Below are 15,633 nucleotides of genomic sequence, written 5' to 3'. Positions count from 1 at the left end.
TGGCGGGTGGTGATCGGGTCGGCCTGCGCGGATGCTGCCGTGATCTCGGTCAGGGTCGCACCGACCAGCGCGGTAACGGGGATCATCATCATCCAAGTTCGCTGCGGGCGACGACGTCGGAACATGACCACGCTCCTATAGGGGTGCGCGTTGAAATAACGTTATTCCGCAAGGTTCCGCACTCTTGCCTCCGTGTCAAGACGCGGCAATCTGGCCGTAACTTCCGTCCCGGTCAGGCGGGTAGTTCCCCGGAGCCGCGCACGATCATCGAGACCGGGACCGTCACGTTCTGGACCGGTCGGCTCGGATCGGCGATGCGGGCACGCAGCAGTTCCACGGCGGTGCCGCCGAGCTCGGCGGTGTTCTGCGCGACGACGGTCAGGGCGGGCCGCAGCAAGTCGGCCAGCGGTACGTCGTCGAAGGCGACGATCGCCAGCCGGGTCGCCCGCTCGCCGAGGCAGCGCAGGACTTCGGTGGTCGTGTCAGCGTTGCCGGTGACCAGCGCGGTGGCTGGCGAGGGACCGTGCAGTGCGGTCTCCAGAGCCTTGGCGATCCGCGCGCGGTCGATGTTTCCGGGGTATACGAGCCCTTCCACCGGCTCGCCGTGCGCGACCAGGCAGGCCCGGAACGCCGCCGCGCGCTCACGCCCGGTGAAGACGCGCTCGTGGTCGCCGATATAGGCGATACGGCGGTGGCCGCGCTGGACGAGGTGGCGGAAGGCCATCCCGATGCCGGCGGCGTTGTCGGACATGACGCTGTCCACCATCACTCCGGCCATCGGACGGTCCACCGCCACGATCGGTGTACCGGCGTCCAGTTCCGGCTTCAGGTAGGAGTGTGAGTCGCCGATCGGGTCGACGATGACGCCGTCGAGTCGTCGCCGGCACATCGACATGACGACCTCGCGCTCGCGCGTCTCGTCGTCATCGGTCGATGAGGCCAGCAGAGTGAGCCCGGCGGCGCGCGCGGTGGTCTCGATGGCGGCCAGCACCGGGTTCGCCTCGGCGATGCGCCGCACTGCCGCGCCGATCGTTCCGGACACGCCGCGGCGCAGCTGCCGGGCCCGCTCATCCGGCTGGAAATCGAGCGCGGCGATGGCCGCGCGGACGCGCGCGGCGTAGTCGGCACCGACCGTCGGGTCCTGGTTGACCACGCGCGATACGGTGCGCAGCGCCACACCGGCCTCGCGGGCCACGTCGACCATGGTCGGCCGCTTGCCGCGCTTGCCTCCCGACGGGCCGTTGTCCTGCCCGGTCCGAGCCATCATCTCTCAGGTCCTCCCGTGCCCCCGGCGGTTCTTCGCGTCGAGGCCCTTGACATGTCGCGGAACGTCATCTTAACTCTGCCGAACAACGTTATCCCAAAGGTCTCGCGGAGTTGACCCGGTCCGGGCGCACCCGCAGGTTCGATCATTCTCCTGGAGGGGCTCCATGCGGTACAAGCGCCTGCTCACCGCTGGTCTCGTTGTCGGTATTGCCCTGGTCGCCGGGTGCTCGGCGCCAAACACCGACGGCGCGGGCAAGGGCAGCACCGTCACGCTCACCTATATGACGTTCGAGACGCCAAGCCTGACCTCGACCTTCTGGGACGCCTCGATCGCGAACGCGACCAAGCAGGTCCCCGGCCTCACGATCAAGAAGGTGGTCGCCCCGAGCACGGACCGGGATGCCTTCGCCAAGCAGCTCAAGGCCTCCGGGCAGTTCCCGGACCTGCTGCAGTCGATCACCCCGTCGACCTTCGTCTCGGCAGGGCTGCTCAAGCCGTACGACCAGGCCTGGGTGGACGCGAACTTCCTGCTTCCGCAAGGGAACGCACTCAAGGGCAAGGTGTACATCCCGCCGACCAACTCCCAGGTCATCCCTGAGGTCTTCTACAACAAGAAGCTGTTCGCCAGGGCGGGGATCGCCGCCACCCCCAAGACGTGGTCAGAGTTCATGGCCCTCTGCGCCAAGCTGAAGGCTGCCGGTATCACTCCGATCGAGTTGGGGGGAGGCGACCCGTTCGCCGCCTCGATGCCGCTGGTCGGCATCCTGTCCGCGGACGTGCTCGGCAAGAACCCGCAATGGTTGCAGGACCGTTACGCGGGCAAGGTCAGGTTCACCGACCCCGACGTGGTCTCGGCGGCGCAGAAATACCGGGACATGGTCAAGGCTGGATACTTCGAGGACGGTGCGCTCGGCGTCAAATACGCCGACTCCATCAAGAACTTCACCGACGGCAAGACCGCGATGTACATCATGGGCAGTTGGTTCCTCGGCTCTGTCCCCAAGGACCACGCCGACGACTTCGGTGCGTTCCTCACGCCCACCGAAGACGGCTCGACAGTGGTGCCGTTCGCTGTCGGCGGGTCGATGGCGGTCAGCGCCAAATCGGTCGATCCGGCCAAGGCGACCCAGTTCGCCCAAGCATGGTCGCTGAACGCGGCCAACCTCAAGTCCCTGATCGAGGGCGACGGCGCGTTCCCGATGCTGAAGGGCAAGACGCTGGCCGACTACAACGTCGACGTCACCCGGGTCTTCAAGGACTCCTATGCCTACGTCACGGACCAGAACACGAAGGTCTCGGCGTTCGGATGGGCCACCAACGACGACTCCATGCCTCCCGGCCTGAATGACGCTTTCTACGCCGCCAGCCAGGCGCTGTTCACCTCTGACGACGTCAAGGGTGCGCTGACCAAGGTCGACACCGCCTGGAACAACGCGGTCGAATAGCCGTGAAATCGTCGGCGCCAGGGAAGGCGGCCTCTGGCTCCTGCCCCATCTCGCCCTGACCTCATCACCGAGAGAAGACTTCATGCGAACCCGTGCCCGCCGGTGGCGTGGCGATCCCGGGCTGACAGCGATCGCCGTCTTGGCGCTCGGCCTGTACGCCCTGTTCATCGTCGTGCCGGTGCTGATGAGTGCCTGGAAGAGCTTGACCAACGAGAACCCGTTGCTGGCGCGCGCCGATTTCGTCGGGCTGGACAACTACCAGGCGATGGTCCACGACGACGCGCTGGCCTCCAGCATCGGCTTCACGCTGACGCTCGCCATGGCGGTCACCGTCGTCGCCAACGCCGCCGGGATCGGCTTCGCCCTGCTGCTGAACAAGACCTCCCTGAGCTACCGGATGATGCGTACCGTGGCGTTCCTGCCACAGGTGATCTCCGGCGTCATCGTCGGCTTCGTCTGGCGGTCCATCCTGGCCCAAGACGGCTTGCTCAACGACATGCTGTTGCACCTGCGCATCATCGGGAAGCCCGTTGCCTGGCTCGGGACACCGTACCTGGCGATGCTGTCCATCGGCGTGGTGGCCGCGTGGGTGCTCACCGGGTTCACCACTGTCGTGCACCTGGCCGCGCTCCAGTCCATCCCGGCCGAGCTGTATCAGGCCGCGACGGTCGATGGTGCCGGATGGCGGCAGAAGTTCACCGCCATCACTTTTCCGATGCTGGCGCCGGGCACCACGATCAGCGTCACCATCTCCCTGATCGCGATGCTGAAGCTCTACGACATCATCGCAGTCCTCACCTCTGGAGGACCGGCCGACTCCACGCAGTCCACCGCCTTGTACATCATCAAGCTCGCCTTCACCGACGACCGGTTCGGCTACGCCTCGGCCGTGGCGATGTTGCTCCTCGTCCTGTCCGCCGTCATCGCCCTTTCGGTGACCGGTCTGCTGCGCCGCCGGGAGGTGGACCTGTGACCGCCTTGCTCGAACGCACCAGGACATCGGCTCCGGCCGCGCGGCCAGGAAGCAGGCGGCCAAGGGTTGGCCCGCGGCTACGCTGGGGTGCCGCGGCCATGCTGACTCTGGCTTTCGTCTCCCCGATCTACTTGACGATCGTCAACGCGTTCAAGACGCAGGATCAGATCGTTCAGAGCCCAGCAGCCCTGCCGGCCCCACCGACTCCGCGTAACCTGACCGATGCCTTCGGACGCTCAGACCAGCTGATCCAGGTCGGCCTGGCCAACAGCACAGTCACCGTCGTCGCCTCCGTCATCCTCATCATCCCACTGGCTGCGGCGTTCAGCTTCTGGCTGTCCCAGCGCTCGCCCCGCCTGCGCCGGATCGTGCTGGCCGTGTTCGCCTCCGGGCTCATGATTCCCCCGGCGGTGATCCTGCTGCCGACCATCCGCATCCTGACATTCCTGCACCTGGACCACACCTATGCGGGACTGATCCTGTCCAACGTCGGCGGCGGGTACCTGTCATTCGCGGTCTTCGTATACTCCGGCTTCCTGCGCGCCATCCCCGGCGAGATCATCGAGGCGGCCGCCCTGGACGGTGCCCGCGGCCTGCGCATCTGGTGGACAGTCGTCATGCCGCTGCTGCGCCCGGCCACGGCCACCGTTTCGATCTTCCTGTCGCTGTGGATCTGGAACGACTTCATGAACCCGCAGTTCATCCTCGGCCCCTTGCACGGCCAGACCATCACCACCGGCCTGTACCTGTCGATCGGCCAGTACTCGATCAACTACGCCCAGCTGTTCGGCGTCATGTTCCTGGCCGCGCTCCTCCCAGTCGTCGGCTACCTGGCATTGCAGAAACAGTTCATCGCCGGACTCACCTCAGGAGCCACCAAGTGACCGACACGCCCCTCGACGTCGAGGAGATCCTCGTCCTGCATCACAGCCACCTCGACGTGGGCTACACCCACTCGCAGCCGGTTCTGTGGCAGCTGCAGACCGAGTACATCTCGCAAGCCGTCGACTGGCTCGAACAGACGGCCGACCTCCCTGAGGACGCCAGACCCAAGTGGACGTGCGAGGCCACCGAGCCGGTCCTGCGGTGGCTGGCAGAAGCCTCCCCAGGTCAGGTCGCGAGGTTCAGGGCCCTGTACGAGCAGGGACGCATCGGGCTGGCCGCACTTCGCTGGCATATCTCGGCACTGATAGACCCGCCGGGTATTCGGCGGCTGCTCGACGGCAAGCACCGGCTGGAGGACGTCGTCGGGCAACCGATCAGGGTGGCGTGCCAGCACGACGTCAACGGCGTCCCCTGGCCGATCGCCGACGAACTCCTCGACGTCGGCGTCGACCTGTTCGTCATGGCCAGCAACACGCACTTGGGGCGGCCCGTGAGGCCACGGCCGGGGCTCTTCCGCTGGCAAACCCCATCCGGCCGGTTCCTGCGCGTCTTCAACGGCAACCACTACACGATGTTCGACCAGATCTTCAACGCCTGGGACGACTCGGTGGACCAGGCGGCGATCGGCTGGAAGGAGTACGAACAGCATCTGCATGAGATCGGCTACACGCTGCCGTTCGTCTACCTCACCTCCACCTGCTCCCCGATCCTCTGGGACAACGCGCCACCGAACCCGTACATGCCGAGCCTGATCCAGCGCTGGAACGATCAGCAGCGCGGTCCGCGCATCCGCTACGCGACCTTTGAAGACCTGCGGGAGCGGGTCTTGCGCGTGCCCGATGGCGACATCCCGGTCCTGCGCGGCGACTGGACCGACTACTGGAGCTTCGGATACGGCAGCACGCCCGTCGCCACCGCGGTCAACCAGCGGTCCAAGCCTCTGCTGGCCGCCGCGGAGATCCTCGGCGGCAGCGAACATGTGATCGCGCGCGCAGCCGAGTGCGTCGATACATTCGACGAGCACACCTGGAGCTATTGGGACACCGATCCCGGAAACCTCCAGGCTCAGTCGATCGAGACGATCAAGCAGGCTACCGCCCACGAGGGCCACGAATTGGCCAGTCTGTCCGTCATGGACGCCCTGGAACGACTGGCCCAGAACCCGCTGGCCGACAGGGGCATCGCCGGCGTGCTGGTCTGTAACCCGACCCCCTATCGCCGCGAGGTCACGCTCGACCTGCCCGCCGCCTGGTTCGACGAAAAGACGCCGGCCACCGATCGGACCTACCGCGCCAGCCGGATGGCGTACGAGAACCGGCCCTGGCGGCTGCAGACCCCCCGCGAACCGCGCAAGTCCTTCGGAACGGTCGCCCTGGATCCGCTGTCCTGGCAGATCCTCGCGCTGGACGAGCTACCGACCCCAAACTTCCCCGGCCAGCCAACACATCGGATCGTCGAGCAGGAAGGATCCGCTCGCGAGCTGAACTTCGCCGCGGCCATCACTCGAACCAAGTCGATCGGCCAGATCGAATCGCCCTTCCACGTCCTCACCTACGAACCGGACTCAGGGCGCATCACCTCCTTGATCGACCGGAAGCGCGACCGAGAAATCCTCAGTCCGCGGCCGGGCGTCGACCTGCTCTCTGTCATCCGGGAACGCCCCGACCCGCTCGTGGACAGCACCCGGCGCGCCTACTACCAGCGCAACCTCGACAAGGAGATTCTCGACGAGTCCTGCTGGCAGGACTGGGCGAGCGCTCTTGAACACGCCAGACGTGTCACGGCCTGTACCGTCGAGGAACGGCCTGGACAGATCCGCCTCGAGCGCCGCTTCGAGGCGCCGGGCCTCACCCACCTGATCCAACGGATCTCCCTCAGCGCCACCGACCCGGTCATCGCCATCGAGATCGAGGTGGGGTTCGCCAATGGCCCGTCACCGACCGGCACCTACTTCGCCCTCCCGCTGGCCTTGGACGAAGGGTGGAACGCCGCCTTCGATACGGCGGGCCTGGCGGTCACCCTGGACGCCGACCAGCTCCCGGGGGCGTCCCGGGGTTGGGTGACCGTGCAATCGATTGCCGCGATGGGCGACGAGCACGGCGCGGTCGTCCTGCTCACCCCCGACGCGCCGCTGGTCCAGTTCGGTGACTTCCACTTCGGCCCGCCGCTGGACACTGTCCCGCGCCCCCGCAACCCCCTGCTGCTGAGCTGGGTCGCCAACAACTACTGGGACACCAACTACCCGCAGGTTCAGACCGGACGGGTCACACTCCGCTATGGGCTGCTGACTCTGCCGACACTGGACCAAGCCGCGATCGACGAGCACTCGACCGCCATACGCAACCCGATCCTCACCTGGCCGGTGACGACGGGAGGCCGAACCCCCTCGAAAGGATCACTTCGACTGACGGAAGGATAGGGCTATGGGCGCGGACGGGCCGGCCGAAGACCGAGGTGATGCTCTCGGCTGACGAGGCCGGCCCGGGGGTGATGGTGGCGGAACGACCAGTCCCGCCAAGACGTACCGGGTGGTCCGGCTTGGCGGGACTGATTGTTTCAGCGCTACTGGCCGCGAACCAAGGTGGTTCATTCTCGAAGCAAGATCAACAAACCTGTGGCCACAAGTCGGGGCACACGGCAGGGTCGGCGTAGTCGGGTGAGCCGTCCGGCTGGGGAGCGACCAGGCGGTCGTTGTTGTGGGTGACGATGGTGCCATCGGCGTTGTGTGCGGTGACGTGGTGGTTGTCGCCAGGTTGTAGATGGATGGCGATCGATCGGCGCGGTTCGCCGCTGTGGTTGGGGCCGCTTCCGTGAAGGGTCTTGCAGTGATGGAAGCTGACCTGCCCACGAGTGAGCGTGGCGGTGACGATGCGCACGTCGCGCTCGGTGGCGTAGCGGTTGATCGTGGTCAGGTCCTGGTCGAAGAAGCTGAGATCGGCCTGCTCGCTCCAGCGGTGGCTGCCCGCCGCGAACATGACGGGCCCGTGGGACTCGGTGATGTCGTGGAACGGCACCCACGCGGTCAGCATCTCCTGGCTGGAGCAGCCGCGCCAATACTGCCGGTCGGTGTGCCAGCCGACGTTTCCCTGCCGATCTGAACCGCTTGGCTTGTACAGCAGTTGGTCGTGCCACAGCCGGATCTCCTGCGCCCCGGCGAGCCTGGCGGCGCATCCGGCAATGACGGACTGGCGGACCAGGAGCGCCAGTTCCTCAACCCGCAGGGAGGCATAGTCGCTCTTGCGGAGCACGTCGCCGTCGGCCGAGCGCCACCCCCATAGGGGCCCGTCCGGGTCCCCGGGTAGATGATGGTCGACATCTCCGGCGTAATGGCGGCGCATGCCGATCTCGGCGGCATCCAGCACCTCATCAGTGAGGATCGGCGGGGAGATCCAATATCCGTTCTCCCGGTAGAACGCCACATCCTCATCGGTTGGCAGCAGAGTGAACAGTGTGTTCGCCATGCCCAGGACGCTAGGCGAAGCGACCCTGCTCAAGCGTGCAGGCGACCCGGGCACATGTACATAATCCTCGGGTGTACATCGACCGCCCCACCGGGCTCAGCGCCGGATTCCACGCACACCTGCGGCACGCCGGCGTCCCCGGACTTGTTCACGCCGGTGATCAACACGCCCCCACCAGCTGGGTGATCCGCACCCACACCCACGATGTCTGGGAGCTGTACCTGCAAGTGGCCGGTCCGTCGACCCGGTGGACTGTGGCGGCCCGGACCTGGCATGTTCCGTCGCGCGGTCTGCTGGCGGTGCCTCCAGGTGTGCCGCATGCGATGGCAGCCTCCAGCACGGCCCCTTACCACTTCCATTTCGCCGCGCTCGCCCCCGCGGACATTTTATCGCCGGACGATCTGCACCCTGTCTGGCGGCAACGCCAGCCGTTCGTGATCAACGATGCCGGATCGATGGTCACGCCATTCGAGCTGTTCCTGCGGGAGGTGACCACACACCACCCGCTGCGCGCGGCAGGATTGACCCACAGCGCCGCCTTGCTCCTGATCGAGGCGTCTCGGTTGGCTGACGGCCGACCGCCGGGCCACCATCTGGCCATGCACCCGGCCATCGCAACGGCCAAGCGGCTCATCGCGAACCGTCTGGCCGACGGCCTCACGGTCGGTGACCTGGCCGCCGCCGCGAACCTGTCGCCCGCCCACTTCGCCGAAGTGTTCCGTAGCGAGATCGGTGAGACCCCTGGCCGCTACCGCACCCGCCTGCGCATGGAACGCGCCCGTCTCCTGCTCAGTGAGACCGATCTCTCGATCACCACAATCGCGACAGAGCTCGGCTACTCCTCATCTCAGCACTTCGCAACCGCCTTCCGCCGCGAAACCGGCACAACGCCATCGCGGCACCGCCGCATGGTCACGGGCGGCCCCGCCACTCGCTCGTAGGCTTCTGACACGTTGAGGGCTGAAAGGACTTCGCTGGACTGGCAGGATGACACCCGGGAGCAGAGCGACTACGCGCCCACCAGCGCGCAGAACCCTCCTCATCGCCCGCGCCTTCATCAGCACCGTGCGGGGGTCGCGTCCACGGGAGTGGCGCACGAGTTTGACCTGGTCACAAGCCACCGCCCTGATCGCGCAGCTAATCCCCAGTTCACGACGCGAAACCGTGTTCTCGAGCGGGACAGGTCTTGACGATTACTCTCCTGCCGCTCCTCCCCATAAGGCCCTTCAGCCTTGGGGGATGAATGTACGGGCAGTTCGAACCAGACTGCCTTGCCCGCAGGTGTGCGGTCGCTACCCCAGCACCAGGCCAGTCGCGCGACCAGGTGGAGCTCGCGTTCTCTCTTGTCATCTTCGCTAACGTGGCAGGGACCTGGCGGAACGGGATCTGCGTCTTCGACCTCGCAGCGGAACAAACCGTCCTGGAAGGAGAGCGTGAGACGGATGCTCCCGTGTGCGTTGCTGACCAGTTCCCTGACAAGCAACTCGGTGACCATGCTCTGGGTGTCGAGTCGCCAGTCGGCCAGGCAGGCGCGGACCAGGCGGCGTGCCTTGCGCACCGAGGATGGCTTGGGTGCCAGCTGCCGGGAAGCATCCTGGCCATCGCGTTCGGCGGTGAGTCCGGTGAGCACGGCGAGCCGGCGGACAACGAGGCCGAACCGGCGCCGATGGCGCGCGTAACGGCATTCGCCGACGATTGCGGATGAGGACGGGCCGGCCGTGGAGCGCGGTGTGCTCATCTGCTCGTCGGCGGGCCGGGAAGCGCGTTCATGCTGCCCGCTCGCCGTTGGAAAGCGCTGTGGCTGTGAGCGGTCACCGGCTGCCTGGCCCCACACGAACGGATGCCTTTACTTTGTAGATCAATATTTGATCGCGCGCAAGTCCGCTCACCGGACACGTCGCTGTCATCGGCAAGATCGCGAACGGTAGAGGAATGTCACCTCAGGTCGCTTTCGAGCGGTTCTGTCACCGTGCGTCTTTAGCGTGCTCACCATGAGTCGCCGCTACCCCAAGAAAGACGAGAACGCCCTTGCTCGGTTCTCAATTGCAGTGGAGCTCACTGGTTATGACACGGCCCGGCTGGGGGTTGCGACCGCCCCCGCCGGGCCGTACGAGATCGGCTAGTTCAGCGGCATGCTGATGCTGGAGTCCCACTCCTTGACGCCGCTCAGCTTGGCGTACAGCGAGTAGCACGAATCCGGGCTGTAAGCGCTGATGATGCCCATGGCACGCACCATGCTGCTGCCACTGATGCCCCGGTAGACGGCGCCACCCGAATCCCCTGGCTGGATGGTGGTGCAGTCCCAGATGGTGTCGAGATTCTGGTCCGATCGGAGCACATCCGAGGGCGCAAGCGAAGGCCTTCAGGCCGAGAAGGGCCCGCGGCGCAGGGTCCGCTACTTCTTCGCCGAGCCATCGGTGCGCATGACCGTCTGCGCCACACTCGACCGCGCAAGCCAGCGGATCGCGCCGCTGCTCGCCGAGGTCGGACAGCTGAGCCAAACGCAGGCTCGCGTGACCGCGAACGCCCTCACGTTCGGCTACTTCGCCGCGCTTGAGCAGTGGTACCTCGACGGCGCCAACCGCCCCATCGCCGACTACGTCGAGGAAGGCATGCGACCACTACGGAGCATCTGGCCGCCCTCTGATCACGAAGATCCCGCATAACCGCTGCACGCGCTTGGGCATCGCGATCGAATCCCACTCCGCCGATGCCGCTTCTGCGGTGTCATCTTCACCGTGTACGAGTCCAGCAAGAACGCCAGCCGATTCGGCCTTTGCGCGCGGTGCGGCGCGAACGCGGTTGGGCGGCCGACGTGGGTGCCGGCCGCCCAACCACCGCTGGGTATGCGCTATCGCCAGTTGCCGTTCTGTTCGACGAACGCCTGCCCGGTGATCGGCTTGCCCCGGTAGCGTCCGGTGACGGTGGCCGCGCCCTCGTAGAGGCCGCCGAAGGCGCTCTGGAGTTCGTGTCCTGGCTTGGCGATGACGGTGAGGCTGGTATCCAGCGTGGGGATGTTCACGATCCACCGCGTGCCGTACCGCTGCCCGCTGGTAGGGCTGGTCCAGAAGCCGGAGGTGGTGTCAGCGAGCGGATTCACCGCGACGACCTCGTGAGTTCCGTCCCTTCGGAGCACGGTGGCGTAGGGGAACTCACCCCCCTTGGCGAACAGGTCCCAGAGGTTGACCCGGTCGCCGTTGGGCAGCTGCACGGCCATCCAGGTCCACTTCTGCATGGTGCTCCAGTCCCAGGTACCCCACTGGCGGTCCAACCACGACTCCCCGGTCACTGGATAGGTGCGGTTGTCCACTTTGAGCGTTCCCTGTGTCGCCAGGCTGGGCAGTGAGTAGTAGTAACTCGTGCCGGCGAGGAAGGGGATCAGCCCGGTCCCGTTGTTGTACAGCACGGGCCCCTGCGCCTTGAGCGTCAGATTGATTTCGCCGACCGGCAGCGTGGCGCGCAGGCGCATCGCCTCCATAGGCCCGGACAGCGTCGCCGTCGGCGTGCGTATGTCCAGCTCGGTAGTGGAAAAGCTGGTCTGGTCGAGGGAGTAACTCTTGCTCTCTGTGTAGAACGCGCCGGTCGTCTTGTCAGAGATTGCGATCATGACCTGCGGTCTCCCAGCGCCGCCGATCGTCACCTGGTAGCCGAACCGGTGGCCACGAGTGTTGACGTGTCCGACCAGGTACCACCATTCCTGGCGTGCGTCCGGATGCGCCGCCTGATCGGCCGGCAGACGCACGAACGTCGGGAAGGCGGGTGCCACCGTGGCCGCCGGCTCGGGATCGGTGTCGGCCGTCGCTGGGACCGACACCCCTACAGTCAGCACCGCGCCGAGCACCAGGGCGGCGATGGCCGCGACTGATCGACGTTGCTGTCTTTGCATACGAGTCCTCATCTCTAGCTGGCGAAGCCGCCCCTTCACGGGGTCGATCATCGTGTCGATGAGGCGCCGCCGCCTCCGACAGCGGATGGCTGCGTCCAGGCAGTTCTGCGTAGACGACGCCTGCTCGTGTACACCCGCTGTGGTAGGCGGTAGGCGCGTCTGGACGGAGCGCCTCCCCGAGGGAGAAACCGTAGGATCGCGGCATGAAACACCCCGCCACGTCGTGGCGCCTGCCTGTACAGGCGCAGGACGTGTTGCTAGCGCTCTTCATCACCGTGATGCAGGTTCAGGGGACGATAGTCCGCAATTCCGGCGAGGCGGCGTCGCGGCCGCTCACCGACCTCGGAAACCTGGGATACATCCTGCTGATCATGAGCGGCGTGGTCGTCGCAGTCCGCCGCCGGTGGCCGGTGCCGGCGTTCGTCACCGCCGCGCTCGCCAGCTTGGTGTACTACGGCTTCGACTTCCCTGACGGGCCCGGCTGGCTCGGGCTCTTCGTCGCCCTGTACACCCTCGCCGCCTACGGTGACGGGCGCCGGTCGCTGGTGGCAGCAGCCGCGGGTATCACGTTGCTCACGATCGGCTGGCTGGTAGCAGCGGCCGACATCGAGCCGCGCGCCGCCATCGGCTGGGTGTTCTTCCGTATCGGCGCGTCCGTCATGAGCGTGGCCCTCGGCGAATCCGTCCGGTCCCGGCGGGTCATCGCGGCCGATGCTCAGGAGCGCGCCGAGCTGGCTGAACGGACTCGCGAGGAGGAGGCGCGGGCTCGGGTCGACGCCGAACGGGTCCGGATCGCGCGTGAGGTACACGACACCGTCGCGCACGCCATAGCGATCATCAACGTGCAGTCCGGCGTCACCGCGCACGTGCTCGACAAGCGGCCGGAAGTGGCGCGGGAGGCGCTGCGAGCCATCGAGCAGACCAGTTCCCGGGCGCTGCAGGAGATGCGGGCGATCCTCGGGGTACTGCGTGACGACGACAACGACCGCCTGCCGTACCCCGGCCTGGGGCAGATCGACGAACTGACCGCCAAGGCACGCGAGGCCGGGCTCGACATCGAGCTCGAGGAAACCCCGCCCGCGGCACCGTTGCCGAACGCGGTGGGCAGCGCCGCCTACCGGATCCTGCAGGAATCGATCACCAACGTGATCCGCCACGTCGGCCCGACCCGGGTGACGGTGGCGCTGAACCCCGGGATCGAAGTCTTGGAGATCCGCGTGACCGACGAGGGCCGCCGTGCCGTCCCAGGCGATGTCCCCGCAAACCCGCACCTACCGGCCAAGCTTGGCCGCGGGATCCTCGGCATGCGCGAGCGCTGTCAACTGCTGGGCGGAGAACTCGACGCCAGCCCACTTCCGGGCGGCGGGTTCGAAGTCAAGGCACGACTACCCCTCGTGCCGACCGGGTCGCGCCTATGAACGCCGCGGCCGGGTCCCCGTCGGTGAACGCTCCGATCAAGGTGCTGGTCGCCGACGATGAGGCTCTCGTGCGTTCTGGGTTCAAGGTCCTGCTCGACCTGGAGGAGGACATCACGGTGGTGGGAGAGGCCTCCAACGGCCACGAAGCCGTCGAGCGGACCCGCGCCGCCCGCCCCGACGTAGTCCTCATGGACATCCGCATGCCCAAGCTGGATGGGATTCAAGCCACCGCCCAGATCACCGAGACGCGCGGACTGGAGCAGGTCCGAGTCCTCATCCTCACCACCTACGACACGGACGACTACGTCTTCGACGCATTGCAGGCCGGTGCCAGCGGCTTCCTGCTCAAAGACGCCGGGCCGTCGGAGCTCCTGCACGCCGTCCGGGTGGTCGCCGCCGGAGACGCGCTGCTCGCGCCGCGGATCACCCGGCGCCTCATTCGTCAGTTCGCTGCGCGACGCCAGGTCGACCGGGCCGCGGAGAAGCGGCTCGCGGTGCTGACCGAGCGCGAGCGTGAGGTGCTGGCCCTGGTAGGACAGGGACTGAGCAACCACGAGATCGGTAACGAGTTGTTTCTCAGCCCAGCCACCGCGCGTACCCATGTCAGCCGCGCCATGGCGAAACTGGGTGCGCGCGACCGTGCGCAGCTGGTCGTCATCGCTTACCAAACGGGACTGGTCAGCCCTGGCCCATGAACGCGGCGTTCGCCGACGGTGTGCCAGGCACCGGATCGCCGGTCCTCCCTGGCGGCTGGTCAGCGCCGGGAAGGGGACGTGGTCACGTTCTCAGTAACTCGGGGTCGGCGGGCGGTAGTCCTCGACTGACCTGCTCAGCCATGCGGCGGCGGCCTTGGCGTTCTTGACGTCGGGTGGGACGCGGCGCGGCCCGTCCTCTGTCTCCAGCAGCCAGATGTCCTCGGGCATCACCCACGACCTGCTCACGCCGTAGCCGCTGCTGCCGGGGTCCGTGACGCACCACAGCCGCGCGCCATCCTGATCTTCGGCACCTGGTCCAGCACCCACTGATAGCCCATGCGCTCGGCGATGATCAGCCGTACCTGGCCACGCGGCTCCGCCAGCCATTGGGCGCCCGTGACCTGGCCGGTGATGACGCGCTCGGGCACCCGCGCACCCTTCCACACGTGCACACCGAACCCGTCCGGATAGACCACCGCGGCCCCGTGTGCACTGTGCGGCCGGCCGTCCGCGTCGAGGTGCAGCTCGACAGGCCGTTCCGTCAGTACGGCGGCGCCGCGCAGCGCCCACCACCACCCCGCGCTGCGGGCCACCCGCGCCAGCCCGTCGGCCGGCGGCGCGTCGATCAACCCGAGGCCGCGGAACGCCTCCTGCATGGCCAGCCGCTCCACGTCGTGCTGGCCCAAGATGGCCCCGTCCTGCAGCATCCCCACTTCCGAGGGCGGGTGCGCCTTCTCGGGCAGACCGAGGTCCTTCCAGCGGCTCGTGGTGAGCAGCTCGTACACCTCGTCCTTGACCACCTCACCGATCCGCTCCCCCGTCCGCAGCGGCGTCTTGACCAGCTCGGAGATCCGCCACCATGTCGTCTCCCAGAGGTCGCCCCACTCCGGCCAGCCGCCCACGGCCTGGATCTCGCGGCTGACCCTGTCCTCCTGATGGCGTGTCATGGCGATGGTGGCGGCCATCGGGGAGTCAGCCCATTCGATCCGGTCGGGTTCCGGCAGCCCAGCGAGCCGGTAGGCGTCGGCGACGCCTGCTTCCGCCTGCTCCCGGTCGGCCGGGCCGGTGGCGTCCGAGACGTGCAGCCACTTCTCCCGCACCTCCGACAGCATCGCGCAATGCTCGGCGGAGAGCTTCGTGAGGCGGGGGACCTTCTCACTCATGTGATCAGTCTTGCAGCGGCCCCGGCGGAGGGACATCGAATTGCCGGCCTTGCGCCTGCCGAAATTCCGTCCAGGCAGCAACTTGTGCAGCCGGCAGGTGCAGTGATGGAGCGCCTGCGCGGGTTGCCCTGTGCATGGCGTGGTCGTTCCCTGATCGGTGAGGCGGTGTAGACGACATCGTCAGAGTGGCCTGGCCGTGCCAGGTCTTCCAGCCGCCCTTCAGAGCCTGGAGCCCGGGACGGCGGGCCCGTGGTGAACATTCTGATCCCCGCCATCCGCGCCGCCTCGGCCCCCTCGGCCACGCGGTCGCTGTGGCACAACAGCAGGACGGCGCAGCCGTCGACGAGGATCCGCATGATCTCGTCAGCCGTCATCCGCTGGCTCACCGGGACAGGCGTCGCTCCCGCGGCGAGGACGGCGTGATGTACGGCCTTGGGCGGG

At 67.1% G+C, this 15,633-nt stretch carries 15 protein-coding genes; 10 read left to right on the top strand and 5 right to left on the bottom strand.

The genetic code is table 11. The annotated features are described in order from the left end of the window. Positions 1-232: 232 nt before the first annotated feature. On the bottom strand, positions 233-1,267 hold the full coding sequence (locus tag ACIBHX_RS51250; protein WP_397076202.1) for a LacI family DNA-binding transcriptional regulator: 1,035 nt from the start codon (positions 1,265-1,267) through the stop codon (positions 233-235). A 163-nt stretch (positions 1,268-1,430) separates the two neighbouring features. Between ACIBHX_RS51250 and ACIBHX_RS51245 the strand changes: the two genes are divergently transcribed. The 4 genes from ACIBHX_RS51245 to ACIBHX_RS51230 all read left to right on the top strand — a co-directional run bounded on the left by ACIBHX_RS51245 (position 1,431) and on the right by ACIBHX_RS51230 (position 6,988). Beyond that, on the top strand, positions 1,431-2,711 hold the full coding sequence (locus tag ACIBHX_RS51245) for an ABC transporter substrate-binding protein (protein ID WP_397076200.1): 1,281 nt from the start codon (positions 1,431-1,433) through the stop codon (positions 2,709-2,711). An 82-nt stretch (positions 2,712-2,793) separates the two neighbouring features. Next, complete coding sequence (locus tag ACIBHX_RS51240; protein ID WP_397076198.1) at positions 2,794-3,684, top strand: carbohydrate ABC transporter permease; 891 nt, start codon at positions 2,794-2,796, stop codon at positions 3,682-3,684. Positions 3,685-3,782: 98 nt separating this feature from the next. After that, positions 3,783-4,568 (top strand): carbohydrate ABC transporter permease, encoded by a 786-nt coding sequence (locus ACIBHX_RS51235; RefSeq protein WP_397076196.1) that lies wholly within the window; start codon positions 3,783-3,785, stop codon positions 4,566-4,568. Continuing rightward, on the top strand, positions 4,565-6,988 hold the full coding sequence (locus ACIBHX_RS51230; protein ID WP_397076195.1) for a hypothetical protein: 2,424 nt from the start codon (positions 4,565-4,567) through the stop codon (positions 6,986-6,988). Before ACIBHX_RS51235 ends, ACIBHX_RS51230 begins: the two co-directional genes overlap by 4 nt. Before the next feature lie 184 nt (positions 6,989-7,172). Here the strand turns inward: ACIBHX_RS51230 and ACIBHX_RS51225 are convergent, their stop codons facing one another. After that, the gene (locus ACIBHX_RS51225) at positions 7,173-8,030 is read right to left on the bottom strand and encodes a phytanoyl-CoA dioxygenase family protein (RefSeq protein ID WP_397076193.1); all 858 of its coding nucleotides are present in this window, start codon (positions 8,028-8,030) and stop codon (positions 7,173-7,175) included. Positions 8,031-8,101: 71 nt separating this feature from the next. Here ACIBHX_RS51225 and ACIBHX_RS51220 point away from each other — a divergent pair, with 71 nt between their 5' ends. The 3 genes from ACIBHX_RS51220 to ACIBHX_RS51210 all read left to right on the top strand — a co-directional run bounded on the left by ACIBHX_RS51220 (position 8,102) and on the right by ACIBHX_RS51210 (position 10,696). Then, complete coding sequence (locus ACIBHX_RS51220; RefSeq protein ID WP_397076192.1) at positions 8,102-8,971, top strand: helix-turn-helix domain-containing protein; 870 nt, start codon at positions 8,102-8,104, stop codon at positions 8,969-8,971. A gap of 383 nt (positions 8,972-9,354) precedes the next feature. Then, positions 9,355-9,735, top strand: a complete 381-nt coding sequence (locus ACIBHX_RS51215; protein ID WP_397076191.1) for a hypothetical protein — start codon at positions 9,355-9,357, stop codon at positions 9,733-9,735. A gap of 583 nt (positions 9,736-10,318) precedes the next feature. After that, positions 10,319-10,696 carry a hypothetical protein gene (locus tag ACIBHX_RS51210; protein ID WP_397076189.1) on the top strand — a complete coding sequence of 126 codons (378 nt, stop codon included), beginning with the start codon at positions 10,319-10,321 and terminating at the stop codon, positions 10,694-10,696. Positions 10,697-10,881: 185 nt separating this feature from the next. Here the strand turns inward: ACIBHX_RS51210 and ACIBHX_RS51205 are convergent, their stop codons facing one another. Further along, positions 10,882-11,967 (bottom strand): lipocalin-like domain-containing protein, encoded by a 1,086-nt coding sequence (locus ACIBHX_RS51205; protein ID WP_397076188.1) that lies wholly within the window; start codon positions 11,965-11,967, stop codon positions 10,882-10,884. Positions 11,968-12,119: 152 nt separating this feature from the next. On the opposite strand from ACIBHX_RS51205, the gene ACIBHX_RS51200 reads away from it, so the two are divergent. Continuing rightward, a complete protein-coding gene (locus tag ACIBHX_RS51200; protein ID WP_397076186.1) occupies positions 12,120-13,334 on the top strand; it encodes a sensor histidine kinase in 1,215 nt (404 codons plus the stop codon). Continuing rightward, positions 13,331-14,029 carry a response regulator gene (locus tag ACIBHX_RS51195; RefSeq protein ID WP_397076185.1) on the top strand — a complete coding sequence of 233 codons (699 nt, stop codon included), beginning with the start codon at positions 13,331-13,333 and terminating at the stop codon, positions 14,027-14,029. Before ACIBHX_RS51200 ends, ACIBHX_RS51195 begins: the two co-directional genes overlap by 4 nt. A 90-nt stretch (positions 14,030-14,119) precedes the next feature. On the opposite strand, the gene ACIBHX_RS51190 is transcribed toward ACIBHX_RS51195, so the two are convergent. Together ACIBHX_RS51190 and ACIBHX_RS51185 are read right to left on the bottom strand one after the other, a co-directional pair. Beyond that, a complete protein-coding gene (locus ACIBHX_RS51190) occupies positions 14,120-14,275 on the bottom strand; it encodes a hypothetical protein (protein WP_397076183.1) in 156 nt (51 codons plus the stop codon). Continuing rightward, positions 14,272-15,192, bottom strand: a complete 921-nt coding sequence (locus ACIBHX_RS51185) for a DUF6745 domain-containing protein (RefSeq protein ID WP_397076182.1) — start codon at positions 15,190-15,192, stop codon at positions 14,272-14,274. The genes ACIBHX_RS51190 and ACIBHX_RS51185 overlap by 4 nt, the downstream gene beginning before the upstream one ends. A 249-nt stretch (positions 15,193-15,441) precedes the next feature. On the opposite strand from ACIBHX_RS51185, the gene ACIBHX_RS51180 reads away from it, so the two are divergent. Further along, positions 15,442-15,615: a hypothetical protein gene (locus ACIBHX_RS51180; protein WP_397076180.1), complete on the top strand. Its 174-nt coding sequence runs from the start codon at positions 15,442-15,444 to the stop codon at positions 15,613-15,615. The last annotated feature ends 18 nt before the right edge of the window (positions 15,616-15,633 follow it).

It is taken from the genome of Nonomuraea sp. NPDC050536 (genome assembly GCF_044457685.1).
In the GTDB taxonomy this organism is placed as follows: domain Bacteria; phylum Actinomycetota; class Actinomycetes; order Streptosporangiales; family Streptosporangiaceae; genus Nonomuraea.
This window is presented reverse-complemented; position numbering and strand designations above follow the sequence as displayed.

Coding starts and splice junctions, on each gene's coding strand:
- ACIBHX_RS51250 (WP_397076202.1), bottom strand. CDS start 1,267: ATGATGGCTCGGACCGGGCAGGACAACGGCCCGTCGGGAGGCAAGCGC.
- ACIBHX_RS51235 (WP_397076196.1), top strand. CDS start 3,783: ATGCTGACTCTGGCTTTCGTCTCCCCGATCTACTTGACGATCGTCAAC.
- ACIBHX_RS51205 (WP_397076188.1), bottom strand. CDS start 11,967: ATGATCGACCCCGTGAAGGGGCGGCTTCGCCAGCTAGAGATGAGGACT.
- ACIBHX_RS51240 (WP_397076198.1), top strand. CDS start 2,794: ATGCGAACCCGTGCCCGCCGGTGGCGTGGCGATCCCGGGCTGACAGCG.
- ACIBHX_RS51210 (WP_397076189.1), top strand. CDS start 10,319: ATGGTGGTGCAGTCCCAGATGGTGTCGAGATTCTGGTCCGATCGGAGC.
- ACIBHX_RS51225 (WP_397076193.1), bottom strand. CDS start 8,030: ATGGCGAACACACTGTTCACTCTGCTGCCAACCGATGAGGATGTGGCG.
- ACIBHX_RS51245 (WP_397076200.1), top strand. CDS start 1,431: ATGCGGTACAAGCGCCTGCTCACCGCTGGTCTCGTTGTCGGTATTGCC.
- ACIBHX_RS51185 (WP_397076182.1), bottom strand. CDS start 15,192: ATGAGTGAGAAGGTCCCCCGCCTCACGAAGCTCTCCGCCGAGCATTGC.
- ACIBHX_RS51200 (WP_397076186.1), top strand. CDS start 12,120: ATGAAACACCCCGCCACGTCGTGGCGCCTGCCTGTACAGGCGCAGGAC.
- ACIBHX_RS51195 (WP_397076185.1), top strand. CDS start 13,331: ATGAACGCCGCGGCCGGGTCCCCGTCGGTGAACGCTCCGATCAAGGTG.